Annotated in this window: 12 protein-coding genes; 9 read left to right on the top strand and 3 right to left on the bottom strand. The window is 71.3% G+C overall.

Features of this window, described 5'->3' with window-relative positions; genetic code table 11:
- The first annotated feature begins 131 nt into the window (after positions 1-131).
- Positions 132-1,997, top strand: a complete 1,866-nt coding sequence (gene lepA, locus ACIQM4_RS16765; protein WP_401591863.1) for a translation elongation factor 4 — start codon at positions 132-134, stop codon at positions 1,995-1,997.
- 265 nt (positions 1,998-2,262) lie between these two features.
- Positions 2,263-4,152 (top strand): AMP-dependent synthetase/ligase, encoded by a 1,890-nt coding sequence (locus tag ACIQM4_RS16760; protein WP_401591861.1) that lies wholly within the window; start codon positions 2,263-2,265, stop codon positions 4,150-4,152.
- Between the two features lie 118 nt (positions 4,153-4,270).
- On the opposite strand, the gene ACIQM4_RS16755 is transcribed toward ACIQM4_RS16760, so the two are convergent.
- Positions 4,271-4,855, bottom strand: coding sequence for a two-component system response regulator (locus ACIQM4_RS16755; RefSeq protein WP_401591859.1), 585 nt, complete (start codon positions 4,853-4,855; stop codon positions 4,271-4,273).
- A 416-nt stretch (positions 4,856-5,271) separates the two neighbouring features.
- Here ACIQM4_RS16755 and ACIQM4_RS16750 point away from each other — a divergent pair, with 416 nt between their 5' ends.
- Together ACIQM4_RS16750 and hemW are read left to right on the top strand one after the other, a co-directional pair.
- Positions 5,272-7,209 (top strand): SpoIIE family protein phosphatase, encoded by a 1,938-nt coding sequence (locus tag ACIQM4_RS16750; protein WP_401591857.1) that lies wholly within the window; start codon positions 5,272-5,274, stop codon positions 7,207-7,209.
- 140 nt (positions 7,210-7,349) lie between these two features.
- Positions 7,350-8,591, top strand: coding sequence for a radical SAM family heme chaperone HemW (gene hemW / locus ACIQM4_RS16745; RefSeq protein WP_401591855.1), 1,242 nt, complete (start codon positions 7,350-7,352; stop codon positions 8,589-8,591).
- Positions 8,592-8,824: 233 nt separating this feature from the next.
- Here the strand turns inward: hemW and ACIQM4_RS16740 are convergent, their stop codons facing one another.
- Both ACIQM4_RS16740 and ACIQM4_RS16735 read right to left on the bottom strand, forming a co-directional pair.
- Positions 8,825-9,652 (bottom strand): DUF3097 domain-containing protein, encoded by an 828-nt coding sequence (locus ACIQM4_RS16740; protein ID WP_401591853.1) that lies wholly within the window; start codon positions 9,650-9,652, stop codon positions 8,825-8,827.
- A gap of 34 nt (positions 9,653-9,686) precedes the next feature.
- A complete protein-coding gene (locus tag ACIQM4_RS16735; protein WP_401591851.1) occupies positions 9,687-10,418 on the bottom strand; it encodes an MBL fold metallo-hydrolase in 732 nt (243 codons plus the stop codon).
- A 171-nt stretch (positions 10,419-10,589) separates the two neighbouring features.
- Between ACIQM4_RS16735 and hrcA the strand changes: the two genes are divergently transcribed.
- The 5 genes from hrcA (at position 10,590) to ACIQM4_RS16710 (ending at position 15,465) form a co-directional block, all read left to right on the top strand.
- Positions 10,590-11,606, top strand: coding sequence for a heat-inducible transcriptional repressor HrcA (gene hrcA / locus ACIQM4_RS16730; RefSeq protein WP_401591849.1), 1,017 nt, complete (start codon positions 10,590-10,592; stop codon positions 11,604-11,606).
- Positions 11,607-12,743: a molecular chaperone DnaJ gene (gene dnaJ, locus ACIQM4_RS16725; protein WP_401591847.1), complete on the top strand. Its 1,137-nt coding sequence runs from the start codon at positions 11,607-11,609 to the stop codon at positions 12,741-12,743.
- A gap of 288 nt (positions 12,744-13,031) precedes the next feature.
- Positions 13,032-14,129: a nitronate monooxygenase gene (locus ACIQM4_RS16720; RefSeq protein WP_401591845.1), complete on the top strand. Its 1,098-nt coding sequence runs from the start codon at positions 13,032-13,034 to the stop codon at positions 14,127-14,129.
- Positions 14,126-14,869, top strand: coding sequence for a 16S rRNA (uracil(1498)-N(3))-methyltransferase (locus tag ACIQM4_RS16715; RefSeq protein ID WP_401592347.1), 744 nt, complete (start codon positions 14,126-14,128; stop codon positions 14,867-14,869). The genes ACIQM4_RS16720 and ACIQM4_RS16715 overlap by 4 nt, the downstream gene beginning before the upstream one ends.
- 191 nt (positions 14,870-15,060) lie before the next feature.
- A complete protein-coding gene (locus ACIQM4_RS16710; RefSeq protein WP_401591843.1) occupies positions 15,061-15,465 on the top strand; it encodes a VOC family protein in 405 nt (134 codons plus the stop codon).
- Positions 15,466-15,553: the final 88 nt, after the last annotated feature.

Here is a 15,553-nt window from a genome sequence, read left to right as displayed (position 1 = left end):
GCAGGCCCCCGGCCGTGGGACCATGGGAAGACTTCACAACTTCCGGACCGAGACGAGAACGACGCACGCGCGCGCCCGACGCACAGTCGTGGCGCCTTCCGTGTACGTCTTCTCAAGAATCAGGACCCTGCGTGCCCGCGACTCCTCTCCACGTGCCCGAGCCGAGCCGTACCGACCCGGCACTGCTCCGCAACTTCTGCATCATCGCGCACATCGACCACGGCAAGTCGACGCTTGCCGACCGGATGCTCCAGCTGACCGGTGTGGTCGACCAGCGGCAGATGCGTGCCCAGTACCTCGACCGCATGGACATCGAGCGCGAGCGCGGCATCACGATCAAGTCCCAGGCGGTACGGCTGCCCTGGGCGCCAACCGAGGGCGAGGGCAAGGGCACCACCCACATCCTCAACATGATCGACACCCCCGGCCACGTGGACTTCACCTACGAGGTCTCCCGCTCGCTGGCTGCCTGCGAGGGCACGGTCCTGCTGGTCGACGCGGCGCAGGGCATCGAGGCGCAGACACTCGCCAACCTGTACCTGGCGATGGAGAACGACCTCGCGATCGTTCCGGTACTCAACAAGATCGACCTGCCGGCCGCCCAGCCGGAGAAGTTCTCCGAGGAACTGGCCAACCTCATCGGCTGCCAGCCCGAGGATGTTCTGAAGGTCTCGGCGAAGACCGGTGTCGGCGTGGACGCGCTGCTCGACCGGGTCGTGCGTGACGTGCCCGCGCCGGTCGGCGTCAAGGACGCGCCCGCCCGCGCGATGATCTTCGACTCGGTCTACGACTCGTACCGCGGCGTCGTGACGTACGTACGAGTGGTCGACGGACAGCTCAACAAGCGCGAGCGCATCAAGATGATGTCCACCGGCGCCACCCACGAGCTGCTGGAGATCGGCGTCTCCTCACCGGAGATGACCCCCTCCGACGGTCTGGGCGTCGGTGAGGTCGGCTACATCATCACCGGTGTGAAGGACGTCCGGCAGTCCAAGGTCGGCGACACCATCACCTCGCTGAACAAGGGCGCGACCGAGGCGCTGGGCGGCTACAAGGACCCGAGGCCGATGGTCTTCTCCGGTCTGTACCCGGTGGACGGTTCCGAGTACCCGGACCTGCGTGAGGCCCTCGACAAGCTCCAGCTCAACGACGCCGCGCTGGTGTACGAGCCGGAGACATCGGCGGCGCTGGGCTTCGGGTTCCGTGTCGGCTTCCTCGGACTGCTGCACCTCGACGTGATCCGTGAGCGGCTGGAGCGCGAGTTCGGCCTCGACCTGATCGCGACGGCGCCCAACGTGGTCTACCGCGTGGGCATGGAGGACGGCTCCGAGCACATCGTCACCAACCCGAGCGAATTCCCCGAGGGCAAGATCTCGGAGGTCTTCGAGCCGGTCGTACGGGCCACGATCCTCGCGCCCAGCGAGTTCATCGGCGCGATCATGGAGCTCTGCCAGACCCGTCGCGGCGCGCTCCTGGGCATGGACTACCTCTCCGAGGACCGGGTCGAGATCCGTTACACGCTGCCGCTGGCGGAAATCGTCTTCGACTTCTTCGACCAGTTGAAGTCCAAGACCCGCGGTTACGCCTCCCTGGACTACGAGCCCACCGGCGAGCAGTCCGCGGCCCTGGTCAAGGTCGACATCCTGCTGCACGGCGACCGGGTCGACGCCTTCTCCGCCGTCACGCACAAGGACGCGGCGTACGCGTACGGGGTGCGTCTCGTCGCCAAGCTGCGCGAGCTCATCCCGCGGCAGGCGTTCGAGATCCCCATCCAGGCCGCGATCGGATCCCGGGTGATCTCCCGCGAGACGATCCGCGCCATCCGTAAGGATGTTCTCGCCAAGTGTTACGGCGGTGACATCTCCCGTAAGCGCAAGCTCCTGGAGAAGCAGAAGGAGGGAAAGAAGCGCATGAAGATGGTCGGCAGTGTCGAGGTGCCGCAGGAAGCCTTCATCGCGGTTCTCTCCAGCGACGACTCGGGCGGCAAGAAGAAGTAGCCCGGCGTTTCCCGGACCCAGGCGTGGCAGCGGGCCCGTCGCACCTCGGTGCGGCGGGCCCGTCCCCGTTCGTCGGGCCTGGTGACGCGCTCGCACTGCCTGCGGGACGCCGTGCGGCGGTGACGGCTTCGGCCCGTTACGAAAAGGAGGACCGGTGGGCCTTACGCGCCAGGGCCGCGCGCTCTAGTCTGATCGCAGATCGTTTGTTACTCGCCAGTTAAATACCAGCCAGTCGCGCAGCAATGCCGTGGGCCCGGAGGACGTCGTGAGCGACACACAGACCTTGATCGAGAACCGGCCGCCGTCCGTGGCGACCCTCTTCATTGAGCGCGTGGCTGCCACGCCGGACGGGGAGGCCTACCGGTATCCGGTGCCACCGTCCGGCGGACAGGGGCCCGACGAGTGGCGCTCGCTGAGCTGGGGGCAGGCCGCCGAGCGGGTGTACGCCATCGCCGCGGGTCTCGTCGCGCTCGGGGTGCGGCCCGAGGAGCGGGTCGCGCTCGCCTCGGCCACCCGGGTGGAGTGGATCCTCGCCGACCTCGGCGTGATGTGCGCCGGAGCGGCCACCACCACGATCTACCCCTCGACCAACGCCGAGGAGTCGGCGTACATCCTCTCCGACTCCGAGAGCCGCGTCCTGATCGCCGAGGACGCCGAGCAGCTCGCCAAGGCCCGCGAGAAGCGCGCCGAACTGCCGAACCTCGCCCATGTCGTGGTCGTCAACGCCGAGGACGCCACCTCGGCCGACGGCGACCCGGAAGGCTGGGTCCTCTCGCTCGCCGATTTGGAGGCACGCGGAGCGGCGCACCTGGAGAAGAACCCCGACGCGGTCCGCGACCGGGTCGCGGCCATCACCTCCGGCCAGCTCGCCACGCTCATCTACACCTCGGGCACCACCGGCCGCCCCAAGGGGGTACGGCTGCCGCACGACTGCTGGTCGTACATGGCGAAGGCGACCGTGGGGACCGGGCTGATCACCAAGGACGACGTCCAGTACCTGTGGCTGCCGCTTGCGCACGTGTTCGGCAAGGTGCTCACTTCCGGGCAGATCGAGGTCGGACACGTCACGGCTGTCGACGGCCGCATCGACAAAATCATTGAAAACCTGCCGGTCGTGCAGCCGACATACATGGCCGCGGTGCCGCGCATCTTCGAGAAGGTGTACAACGGCGTCGCCGCCAAGGCGCGGGCGGGCGGCGGGGCCAAGTACAAGATCTTCCAGTGGGCGGCCGGCGTTGGCCGCGAGTACGCGAAGGTGACGCAGGACAATTTCCGGCGCACGGGGCAGGCGACGGCGCCGTTCGCGCTGAACACCAAGCACAAGGTCGCGGACGCGCTGGTCTTCTCGAAGATCCGCGAGGCGTTCGGTGGCCGGCTGCGGGCCTGTGTCTCCGGCTCGGCCGCGCTGGCTCCGGACATCGGGTACTTCTTCGCGGGCGCCGGCATTCACATCCTGGAGGGGTACGGACTGACCGAGTCCAGCGCCGCCAGCTTCGTCAACCCAGGTGAGGCGTACCGCACCGGCACCGTCGGCAAGCCGCTCCCGGGCACCGAGGTGCGGATCGCCGAGGACGGCGAGATCCTGCTGCGCGGCCCCGGCATCATGCAGGGTTACCACGGGCTGCCGGAGAAGACCGCAGAAGTGCTGGAGTCCGACGGCTGGTTCCACACCGGAGACATCGGCGAACTTTCCCCGGACGGCTACCTCAAGATCACCGACCGCAAGAAGGACATCATCAAGACGTCCGGTGGCAAGTACATCTCGCCCGCCGAGACCGAGGGCCGGTTCAAGGCGGTCTGCCCGTACGTGTCGAACATCCTGGTGTACGGCGCCGACCGGAACTTCTGCACGGCGCTGATCTCCCTCGACGAGCCGACGATCCTCGGCTGGGCGAAGGAGCAGGACCTCAGGGCGACGACGTACGCCGAGGTGGTGGCCGCGCCGGAGACGCAGACCCTGATCGAGGGTTACGTGAGGGAGCTCAACGACGGGCTCCAGCGCTGGCAGACCATCAAGAAGTTCCGGCTGTTGCCGCGCGACCTGGACGTCGAGAACGGTGAACTCACGCCGAGCCTGAAGCTGAAGCGGCCGGTCGTGGAGCGGGAGTACAAGCACCTGATCGACGAGATGTACGCGGGCAGCCGGGAGGCCTGACCGCCGAATTCCGAAAACACTCTGCCGTTCTTACGGAACGTCGGGACGTCGGGACGTCGGGACGTCGGAACATTTGTTGTTCCCGGCGCACCCCGGCGCACCCCGGGGTGCGCCGCGGTCAGCAGCCCTGGCCGCGGCGCATCTCTATTAGGGTGTCCCTCATCCGGGCCACCTGTTCGCGCAGTTGTGACGCGTCTCCATGGCGGTTCTCCAGGACATGTTCCTCGATTTCCGCCAACTGTTCGGCGAGCAGCTCGAACTGTCTGCGTTCCTGTGCCAGCATCCGTTCCAGTTGCCGGTTCTTTCGGTGCAGTTCGAGGAACACGTTCACCTTGGCGCGCAGTACCCAGGGGTCGAACGGTTTGGTCAGGAAGTCGGCGGCCCCGGTGGCGTACCCGCGGAACGCGTAACCGGAGTCGCCCTCGGTGCCGGTGAGGAAGATGATCGGCACGTCCTTCGTCTGGTCGAGCCGTTTTATGTTGGACGCCGTCTCGAAGCCGTCCATGCCGGGCATCCGGACGTCGAGAAGGACCACGGCGAACCTCTGGCGCAGCAGTGCCTTCATCGCCTCCTCGCCGGAACGGGCCCGTACCAGAGGCTCGTTCAACGCGCCGAGAACTGCCTCCAGCGCGATGAGGTTGTCCTCCATGTCGTCCACGAGCAGGATGCTGGCGCGATCGCTCTGCGGTGCTTCAGCGGTCATCGGTCTACTTGCCTCACAGCGTCGGTGGTGGGCCCGCGGGCTCCCTTTGAGCGTCGGCCTGCCCCGGGACGACGGGGGCGTTCGGCACCCCCTCCTGCGCCTCCAGCAGTCGTACCCGGGAGTCCCCGTCCCGCAGTGAGGTCATCGCGGCGGGAGAGGCCGCAGTTCGGAGGCGCGCGGCCAGCCGTCCGGCCGGGTGTGCGACGGGGCCGCCCCCTGCCGGTCACCGTCCCGTGTCACCGCCCCTGGGCCGGTTGAGGGGTCGTATGGTCCCGATCCGTCGCCGGTGCGCGAAATGACACGATCTTCGTTCATTGTGGCCCACTTCGGTGACTCGGTGCTTATGGGCAGGCTCAGTCTGTCACCCTGGGGTTGTCGTCAGCGGCGCATTGCGAGAACCGATCAGGAGCCGCACTGTGGCATCCATTCCGACGCAGCGGGCCACCGTCGCCCGCGCGACAAGTCCGTGGGCCGGGAGGCACGAGATCCAGTCCGAGGCCCGCACCAGTCTGCCCGGGAACCCGCTCGCGCCCTCCGCCGCCCGGAAGTTCCTGCGGGCCGCCATCGCGGACTGGTCCGGCACGCCCCTGCTGCCCGCCGACGAGCAGTTCGCCGGCCGGCTCGCCGACGACGCCGCCCTGGTCGTCAACGAACTCGTCACCAACGCGGTCGTGCACGCCGGCACCACCGTCGAACTCCTCTGCCGGATCGAGTTGCCGGGCGCCACCAGCGAGGCCGCGGCGCTCGTCATCGAGGTGTCCGACCACCACCCCTCCCGGGTCGTGCGCAACGAACCGCAGCGGCGCGACCGGAGCGGCGCCCCCGAGTACGGCCGTGGACTCCACCTCGTCGCCGGGCTCGCCGAGAGCTGGGGCGTGACCTACCGCACCGGCCTCAAGACCGTCTGGGCGGCCCTCCCGTTGGAGGGCTGGCAGCCGACCGTGGCCGACGACCCCGCGCTCACCCCGGCCGCCCTCACCTCCCACCAGGCGCTCCAGCGCGGGCTGCGGGCCGCCGAGATCCTCGCCCCGCTGCCGCGCAGGCAGGTCCGGGACGAGGACCCGGACTGGATCAGCAGGGGCGCCCTGTCGTTCCTCGCCGAGGCCTCCGACCTGCTGGCCGGACAGTTCGACCAGGACATGGTGGTGGCGCTCGCCGCGCAGCTGCTGGTGCCCCGGCTCGCCGACTGGTGCGCGGTGTGGCTCGACCCCGAGGGCGGCGGCCCGGGGGCCGAACCGCGCCTCGCCCGCGTCTGGCACGCGCGCGAGGCGTGCATGGAGGAACTGCGCACCCTCCTGGAGAAGGAACCGCCACGGCTGCCCGAGTCCGCGCGCGGCGGCCCCGTGCCGCTGCCCTGGCCGGGCACGGCGGAGAGCTTCGGCGGGGCCGGGGCGGTGCTTGCCGTGCGGATGGTGGTCGGCGGGCGCCGGGTCGGCATCCTGATGCTCGGCAGGGCGGGGATCCTGCGCATTCCCGACGAGGTGACCGGGCTCGTCGAGGACTTCGTCCGCAGGGTGGCGCTGGCCGTCGGCGCCGCCCGTAGATACACCCAGCAGGCCACCATCTCCAGCGTCCTGCAGCGCGCCCTGCTGCCCAGCCAGGTCGCCGAGATCCCCGGCCTGACCAGCGCGCTCGTCTACCAGCCCCGGGGCGAGGGGGTGGCCGGCGGCGACTTCTACGACATCTTCCACGCGGCCGACGGCCGCTGGTGCTTCGCCCTCGGCGACGTCCAGGGCAACGGCCCGGAGGCCGCCGTCGTCACCGGCCTGGTCCGGCCCTGGCTGCGGCTGCTCGCCCGCGAGGGCTACCAGGTCTCCGAGGTCCTCGACCGGCTCAACCGGCTGCTGCTCGACGACGCGACGGAGTCCGCCGACGCGGCCGCCCGGGTCGTCGCGACGGCCGGCGGGCAGGACCTTCCGGACGGGCCGCAGGCACGTTTCCTGTCGATGCTGTACGGGGAGCTGGAACCGCTCCCGGAGGCCGACGGCGGCGGTGTGCGCTGCACCGTCTCCAGCGCGGGGCACCCGTTGCCGCTGGTGCTGCGGCCCGACGGCGAGGTGCGCCCGGCGGCCCGGCCCGGCGTGCTGCTCGGGGTGCTGGACGAGGCCGCGTACGAGAGCGAGACGTTCGTGCTGGCGCCGGGGGAGGTACTGCTGAGCGTGACCGACGGAGTGACGGAGCGGCGCTGCGGGCGGGTGATGTTCGACGACGGCGACGGGCTGGCGCTGGAGCTGGCGGGGTGTGCGGGGCTCTCCGCGCAGGGGGTCGCGGAAAAGATCACCCAGGCGGTGCACGGCTTCGCGGCGGACCCCCCGGACGACGACCTCGCGTTGCTGGTGCTGCGGGCGGAGTAGAGGGGGCGCCAGGGCGCCGCGGGGGGACGTAGGCGGTACGCAGCCCAGCAGTGCCACGGCAGGCGTCGGCGCGGGGGTCCTGTGGCGCCGGTAGGGCACCGCGCGGGTGGCGGGCGATGCGGGTGCCCGGAGGGCGGACAATGGAGGACATGCCTTCTGTACTGCCTGACGGTGAGCCCATGCCCGAGGACGGGGCGCTGCCTCCCGACGCGTTGCGGGGGGCGGGGGAGCGGCCCCTCGGGTTCTATCTGCACGTGCCGTACTGCGCCACCAGGTGCGGGTACTGCGACTTCAACACCTACACGGCGACCGAGCTGCGCGGGTCCGGCGGTGCGCTCGCCTCCCGTGACAACTACGCGGCGACCCTGGTGGAGGAGGTGCGTCTCGCGCGGAAGGTGCTGGGCGACGACCCCCGCCCGGTCCGCACGGTCTTCGTGGGCGGCGGCACGCCCACCCTGCTGCCCGCCGCCGACCTCGTACGGATGCTGGCGTCGATCCGCGAGGAGTTCGGCCTCGCGGACGACTGCGAGGTCACCACGGAGGCCAACCCCGAGTCGGTGAACCCGGCCTATCTGGCGGAACTGCGTGAGGGCGGCTTCAACCGGGTGTCGTTCGGCATGCAGAGCGCCCGGCAGCACGTGCTGAAGATCCTGGACCGTACGCACACCCCCGGGCGCCCCGAGGCGTGTGTGGCGGAGGCGCGGGCGGCCGGGTTCGACCATGTGAACCTCGACCTCATCTACGGCACGCCGGGGGAGTCCGACGCCGACTGGCAGGCCTCTCTCGACGCGGCGGTGGGAGCGGGCCCCGACCATGTGAGTGCGTACGCGCTGATCGTCGAGGAAGGTACCCAGCTCGCCCGGCGGATCCGGCGCGGCGAGGTCCCGATGACCGACGACGACGTGCACGCCGACCGGTACCTGATGACGGAGGCCGCGCTGTCGGCGGCCGGCTTCTCCTGGTACGAGGTGTCCAACTGGGCGACCTCGCAGGCCGGCCGGTGCCTGCACAACGAGCTGTACTGGCGCGGCGCGGACTGGTGGGGCGCCGGGCCCGGCGCGCACAGCCACGTCGGCGGCGTGCGGTGGTGGAACGTCAAGCACCCGGGCGCGTACGCACAGGCACTGGGCGACGGGCGGTCCCCCGGGGCCGGGCGTGAGGTGCTGCTCGACGAGGACCGCAGGGTCGAGCGGATCCTGCTGGAGCTCAGGCTGGTCGAGGGCTGCGAGCTGTCGCTGCTGAAGCCCGCCGGGCTGGCCGCCGCAGAGCAGGCGGTAAGGGACGGCCTCCTGGAGGACGGTCCTTACAGGCAGGGCCGCGCGGTGCTCACCTTGCGCGGCCGGCTGCTTGCGGACGCGGTGGTACGGGACCTGGTCGACTGAGCACCGGGCCTGGCGGCGCCCGGCACGGGACGCTGCGGCGCCGAGCACCGGGCCCTGACGGCGCCCGGCACGGGACGCTGCGGCGCCGAACACCGGCCCTGGCGGCGCCCGGCACGGGACGCTGCGGTGCCGAGCACCGGGCCTGGCGGATCGGAGAGGGCGCCGCGTGCGGCGCCCTGGGGCGACGGGCGGTCCCGCCCTCCCGTCCGTCCGCCGCCCGTGCTTCAGCGGTCCTAGGGCTCCTCGGGAGCCGTCACGAAGTCGATCAGTTCCTCGACGCGGCCGAGCAGTTCCGGCTGGAGGTCCCGGTAGGTGTGCACCCGCCCCAGGATGTGCTGCCAGGCGGCGCCGGTGTTCTCCGGCCAGCCCAGTGCCCGGCACACGCCGGTCTTCCAGTCCTGCCCGCGGGGGACCCGCGGCCAGGCCGCGATGCCGACGGAGGACGGCTTCACCGCCTCCCACACGTCGATGTACGGGTGCCCGACCACCAGGACGTCGGCATCCGTCACCTGTGCGGCGATCCGGGACTCCTTGGAGCCCGGTACCAGGTGGTCGACCAGGACGCCCAGTCGTGCGTCGGGCCCCGGGGCGAACCCGGCGACGATCGACGGCAGGTCGTCGATGCCCTCCAGGTACTCGACGACGACGCCCTCGACGCGCAGGTCGTCGCCCCACACCCGCTCCACGAGTTCCGCGTCGTGCCGCCCCTCGACATAGATGCGCCCCGCCCGCGCGACGCGCGCCCGCGCGTGGGTGACGGCGAGCGACCCGGAAGCGGTACGGGTGGGACGCACCGGGCCCGCCCCGGACGCGGGCCGTACCAGCGTCACCGGCGTGCCCTCGTGCAGGAAGCCGGCCGCGGTCATCGGGAACACCCGCTGCTTGCCGAAGCGGTCCTCCAGGGTGACGGTGGGGCCCTCGGCGGTCTTCTCGGTGCGGACGACCGCCCCGCAGAAGCCGGTGGACACCTCTTCCACCACCAGGTCGCGGTCGGCGGGGAGTTCGGGGGCGGGCGTCGACTTCTTCCAGGGCGGGGTGAGGTCGGGGCTGTAGCTGCGCATGCGTCAGACGCTACGACACCTGCGTGAGGTGCGGTCAGGAGACCTCGAACCGGCGCGCGAGGGCGTCGCGTTGGGCCCGTACGAACGACGCGTCCACCACCGCCCCGTGCCCCGGTACGTACAGGGCCTGCTCGCCGCCCAGGGCCAGCAGCCGGTCCAGCGCCGCCGGCCACCGGCTGCCGACCGCGTCGGGGCCCGCCTGCGGTTCGCCCGACTCCTCCACCAGGTCACCGCAGAAGACGATCTCGGGACCGCCCTCCAGGCCCGGGACGAGGGCCACGAGGTCGTGGCCGCTGTGGGCGGGCCCCAGGTTGGCGAACAGGACGCTGCGCCCGCCGCCCAGGTCGAGGGTCCGCTCGTCGGACACCAGGTGGTGCGGGGCGGCCAGCAGCTGCGCCGCCTCGGTCGCCGCGGCGGGCGCCACCCCTTCGCGTACCGCTTCGTCGGCGATGGTCTCCCGCCGCGCGGTGAGCAGGATGTCCATGCCCGCGGCGGCGAACACCTCGACCCCCGCGAAGACCCCGGAGCCCAGCACGTGGTCGAAGTGGGGATGGCCGAGCGCGAGATGTGTCACTCTGCGGCCGAGCATCCGCTCGGCCTGCATCCGGATCTCGGCGCCCTCGCGCAGGGAGGATCCGGTGTCGTACAGGAGCGCCCCGTGCGCCCCCGCCACCAGGCCGGTCGTCGCGTCCCAGCCCGGCAGCCTGCGCCTGTGGACACCGGGGGCGAGCCGTTCCCAGCCCGCCTCTTCCGTTCGCATCTCCATACCGTGACGCTAGCGTGAGCCGCCGCCCTTGCCCGGGAAGCGCCCCGCCGCCGTACACTTACCCGGGTAAAGGCTGGCACTCGCCCTCGGGGAGTGCCAGGCCGGTGGCGGGGCACCAGCCCCGTACGCCCGGTCCGCACCGGGGAACATCACGGCTTGGAGGTGTGCGCGATGCTCAGTGAACGCAGACTTGAAGTGCTCCGCGCCATCGTCCAGGACTATGTCGGCACGGAGGAGCCCGTCGGCTCCAAGGCCCTCACCGAGCGGCATCAGCTCGGTGTCTCACCGGCCACCGTCCGCAACGACATGGCGGCCCTGGAGGACGAGGGGTTCATCGCCCAGCCGCACACCAGCGCCGGGCGGATCCCCACGGACAAGGGCTACCGGCTGTTCGTCGACCGGCTGGCGGGGGTCAAGCCCCTGTCGACGCCCGAGCGGCGGGCGATCCAGAACTTCCTCGACGCGTCCCTCGACCTCGACGACGTCGTCGCCCGTACGGTGCGGCTGCTCGCGCAGCTGACCCGGCAGGTGGCCGTCGTGCAGTACCCGTCACTGACGCGGTCGACGGTGCGGCACGTGGAGCTGCTGTCGCTGGCGCCCGCCCGGCTGATGCTGGTGCTGATCACCGACACCGGCCGGGTCGAGCAACGGATGATCGACTGTCCGGCGCCGTTCGGCGAGACGTCCCTCGCGGACCTGCGGGCACGGCTCAACAGCCGGGTCGTGGGCCGCAGGTTCGCGGACGTGCCGCAACTGGTGCAGGAGCTTCCCGAGTCGTTCGAACCGGAGGACAGGGGAACCGTGGCGACGGTTCTCGCGACCCTTCTGGAGACGCTCGTGGAGGAGACCGAGGAACGGCTGATGATCGGCGGAACCGCCAATCTCACCCGCTTCGGCCATGACTTCCCGCTCACCATCCGCCCCGTGCTGGAGGCGCTGGAGGAGCAGGTCGTGCTGCTGAAGCTGCTCGGCGAGGCGACGGAGTCCGGCATGACCGTACGTATCGGTCATGAGAATGCTCACGAGGGACTCAGTTCCACGTCCGTGGTCGCAGTCGGCTACGGTTCGGGCGACGAGGCAGTAGCCAAGCTAGGCGTGGTCGGACCGACCCGCATGGACTACCCCGGAACGATGGGAGCGGTACGCGCAGTGGCACGTTACGTCGGACAGATCCTGGCGGAGTCGTAAGTGGCCACGGACTATTACGCCGTACTCGGCGTGCGCCGCGACGCTTCCCAGGACGAAATCAAGAAGGCGTTCAGGCGTCTTGCGCGTGAGCTTCACCCGGACGTGAATCCGGATCCGAAGACTCAGGAGCGCTTCAAGGAGATCAACGCCGCCTACGAGGTGTTGTCGGACCCGCAGAAGAAGCAGGTCTACGACCTCGGCGGCGACCCGCTGTCCCAGTCGGGCGGCGGCGGAGCAGGTGGCTTCGGCCAGGGTGGTTTCGGAAACTTCTCCGACATCATGGACGCCTTCTTCGGTACGGCGTCCCAGCGCGGGCCCCGCTCGCGCACCCGCCGCGGCCAGGACGCGATGATCCGGCTGGAGATCGACCTCAACGAGGCGGCCTTCGGCACCACCAAGGAGATCCAGGTCGACACCGCTGTGGTGTGCACGACCTGCAGCGGCGAGGGCGCGGCCCCCGGCACCTCCGCGCAGACCTGTGACATGTGCCGCGGTCGCGGTGAGGTCTCGCAGGTCACCCGGTCCTTCCTCGGCCAGGTCATGACCTCGCGGCCCTGCCCGCAGTGTCAGGGCTTCGGTACGGTCGTGCCGACGCCGTGCCCGGAGTGCGCCGGCGACGGCCGCGTCCGCTCGCGCCGCACGCTCACGGTGAAGATCCCGGCAGGTGTCGACAACGGCACCCGCATCCAGCTGGCGGGCGAGGGCGAGGTCGGCCCCGGCGGCGGCCCCGCGGGCGACCTCTACGTGGAGATCCACGAGCTGGCGCACCCCACCTTCCAGCGGCGCGGCGACGACCTGCACTGCACGGTGACCATCCCGATGACGGCGGGCTCGCTCGGCACCAAGGTGCCGCTGGAGACGCTCGACGGGGTCGAGGACATCGACATCAGGCCCGGTACGCAGTCGGGCCAGTCGGTGCCGTTGCACGGGCGCGGTGTCACGCACCTGCGCGGGGGCGGTCGCGGTGACCTGATCGTGCACGTCGAGGTGCTGACGCCGTCGAAGCTGGACCCGGCCCAGGAGGACCTGCTGCGCCAGCTCGCGAAGCTGCGCGGCGAGGAACGCCCCACGGGTCAGTTCCAGCCGGGACAGCAGGGGCTGTTCTCGCGGCTCAAGGACGCGTTCAACGGGCGATGAGTCCCGGGGAGTGACAGTGGGGCCGGGCCGGGTGGCCCGGCCCCACTGTTCTGCGCCGCTGAGAACTGTTCTGCGCCGTTGCGCCGTCAGGAACTGTTCTGCGCTGCTGCGAACTGTTCCGCGCCGTTAAGAACTGTTCCTCACCGCTGCGAACTGTTCCTCGCCGTTACGAACTGTTCCTCGTCGCTCCGAACTGTTCCGCGCCGATAGAAAGTGTTCCTCGCCGCTCCGAACTGTTCCGCGCCGGTCCGATTCGGCCGGTCGGCCCGGTCGTGAAACGATGCGGGCATGTCTGTTGAGTCCCAGGTGGTGCCCGCGCTGGGGGAGCTGTGCCGGCGGGGGATCGTGCAGGCGCCCATGGCCGGCGGGGTCTCCTGTCCCGAACTGGCGGCCGCCGTCTGCGACGCGGGCGGGCTCGGCTTCCTCGCGGCCGGTTACCGCACCGCCGAGGGAATGTACGAGGAGATCGAGCAGCTGCGCGCGCTGACCCGCGAGCCGTTCGGGGTCAACCTGTTCATGCCGCAGCCGGCCGCCGACCCGGCGGCCGTCGACCGGTACCGCCGCCAGCTCGCCGGTGAGAGCTCCTTGTACGGGACGCCGATCGCCGAGGGCGACGCGCACGGCACCGACGACGCGTACGAGGCCAAACTGGCGCTCCTGGTCGACGACCCGGTGCCGGTAGTGTCGTTCGCGTTCGGCTGCCCCTCACGGGACGAACTCGACGCCCTGGCCAACGCGGGGACGTTCACCGTCGTCACCGTCACCACCCCCGAAGAGGCGCAGGCCGCCGAGTGGGCGGGCGCGGACGCCCTGTGCGTGCAGGGCATCGAGGCGGGCGGGCACCGCAGCACGCACCAGGACGACCCGCAGAGCGACAGCAGCGCCGGACTCGGACTGCTGTCGCTGGTGACCCAGGTGCGCGAGACGGTGCAGCTGCCGTTGATCGCCGCAGGCGGACTGATGCGCGGCGCGCAGATCGCCGCCGTCCGGGCGGCGGGCGCGGACGCGGCGCAGCTGGGGACGGCGTTCTTGGCGTGCCCGGAGTCAGGGGCGCACGCGATGCACAAGAAGGCGCTGAAGAACCCTTTGTTCGCGACGACCGAACTCACCCGGGCGTTCTCCGGCCGGCCCGCGCGGGGCCTGGTCAACCGGTTCGTGCGGGAGCACGGCCCGTACGCCCCGTCCGGGTACCCCGAGGTCCACCACCTGACCGCCGGGCTGCGCAGGGCGGCCGCGCGGGCGGGGGACGCGCAGGGGATGGCGCTGTGGGCGGGGCAGGGGCACCGGCTGGCGCGGGACCTGCCCGCCGGACGGCTCGTCCAGGTGCTCGCGGCCGAGGCGGACTCGGCGTGGGCGGACACGGCTTCGAGGAGGACGAGGACATGACGGCGCCGGTGTTCGTGGTGGAGAGCGTGCCGCGGGAGGGCAGTTACGTCCTGGACGGCCCCGAGGGGCGCCACGCGGTGTCCGTACGGCGGCTGCGGGAGGGCGAGGCGGTCGTCCTGGCGGACGGGTCGGGCAACGGCGCCCAGGGCGTCGTCACCGCCACGGAGGGCAAGGACCGGCTCGTCGTACGGGTGACGGGAACGCTCGTCGAGGAAGAGCCCCGGCCGCGTCTCACCGTCGTGCAGGCCCTGCCCAAGGGCGATCGTGGTGAGGTGGCCGTCGAGACCATGACGGAGACCGGGGTCGACGCGGTGGTGCCCTGGCAGGCGGCGCGCTGCATCACGCAGTGGAAGGGCGAGCGCGGCGCGAAGTCCCTCGCCAAGTGGCGGGCCACCGCACGGGAGGCCGGGAAGCAGTCGCGCAGGCTCCGCTTCCCCGAGGTCACGGACGTCATGAGCACCAAACAGGTGGCGGCGCTGCTGGCCACGGCGGACCTCGCCGCGGTGCTGCACGAGGACCGGGACGCGCCCAGCGGCGCGTTGGCCCTCGCCGAACTCCCCCGGGAGGGCACCATCGTCCTGGTCGTCGGCCCCGAGGGGGGAGTCTCCCCCGAGGAGCTGGCGGTCTTCGCCGCGGCCGGCGCGCGGCCGTACCGGCTGGGGCGCAGTGTGCTGCGGACGTCCACGGCGGGCACGGCGGCGACGGCGCTGCTGCTGGGGCGCACCGGCCGGTGGTCCTGAGGGTGCCTTGCGGGGGGAGGCGGTCCTGAGGTCGCCTCCGCGGGGGAGGTGGTCCTGAGGGTGCCTCCGCGGGGGAGGCGGTCCTGAGGTCGCCGCCGCGGGGGGCGCCCGGCAGGAAGGTCCCGCAGGGGGTTTCGCCCCGTGTCCCCACCTCGTGGCCGCACGGCCACCGCCCCATGAAGGAGCGCGTCATGGAACTCGCCCAGGTCCGGCTGCTGGTCTCGGACTTCGCCGCCTGTTACCGCTTCTACGGGGAGGTGCTGGGGCTGAAGCCGCAGTCCGGTTTCGCCGACGGCCCCTACGAGAGGTTCTCGCCGTCCGCCGGGTCCGCCGGGATCGCCCTGCAGGACCGTGCCAGGACGGCCGAGCTGCGCGAGGAGCTGGGCGTGGAGCTGGGCGTGGAGCCGGTGGGGCACCGGTCGTTCGTGGTGCTGCGGGTCGACGAACTCGACCGGTACTGCGCGGAGATCACCGGTCGCGGCGCGGTCCTGGTGCACGGCCCGGCGCCGATGACGGAGCGCATGCGCGCCGCCCACCTGAAGGACCCCGAGGGGAACCTGGTGGAGCTCCAGGAATGGCTGCTGCTCGGCGGCTGAGCGTCCGGCGCGCATACCTACGTAGTTCCCACCAGGGGAATTAGGTGTACGGATCTCCGGCCCTCGGGGGCGCGCGGGGGGCCGGTGC

Origin of the sequence: Streptomyces sp. NPDC091272 (assembly GCF_044757485.1) — a bacterium.
In the GTDB taxonomy this organism is placed as follows: Bacteria; Actinomycetota; Actinomycetes; order Streptomycetales; family Streptomycetaceae; genus Streptomyces.
This window is presented reverse-complemented; position numbering and strand designations above follow the sequence as displayed.

What these genes read in the sequence shown, in the direction of transcription:
- ACIQM4_RS16715 (WP_401592347.1), top strand. Translation starts at nt 14,126, where the DNA reads ATGACGGCGCCGGTGTTCGTGGTGGAGAGCGTGCCGCGGGAGGGCAGT.
- ACIQM4_RS16735 (WP_401591851.1), bottom strand. Translation starts at nt 10,418, where the DNA reads ATGGAGATGCGAACGGAAGAGGCGGGCTGGGAACGGCTCGCCCCCGGT.
- ACIQM4_RS16740 (WP_401591853.1), bottom strand. Translation starts at nt 9,652, where the DNA reads ATGCGCAGCTACAGCCCCGACCTCACCCCGCCCTGGAAGAAGTCGACG.
- ACIQM4_RS16755 (WP_401591859.1), bottom strand. Translation starts at nt 4,855, where the DNA reads ATGACCGCTGAAGCACCGCAGAGCGATCGCGCCAGCATCCTGCTCGTG.
- hrcA (WP_401591849.1), top strand. Translation starts at nt 10,590, where the DNA reads ATGCTCAGTGAACGCAGACTTGAAGTGCTCCGCGCCATCGTCCAGGAC.
- ACIQM4_RS16710 (WP_401591843.1), top strand. Translation starts at nt 15,061, where the DNA reads ATGGAACTCGCCCAGGTCCGGCTGCTGGTCTCGGACTTCGCCGCCTGT.
- hemW (WP_401591855.1), top strand. Translation starts at nt 7,350, where the DNA reads ATGGAGGACATGCCTTCTGTACTGCCTGACGGTGAGCCCATGCCCGAG.
- ACIQM4_RS16720 (WP_401591845.1), top strand. Translation starts at nt 13,032, where the DNA reads ATGTCTGTTGAGTCCCAGGTGGTGCCCGCGCTGGGGGAGCTGTGCCGG.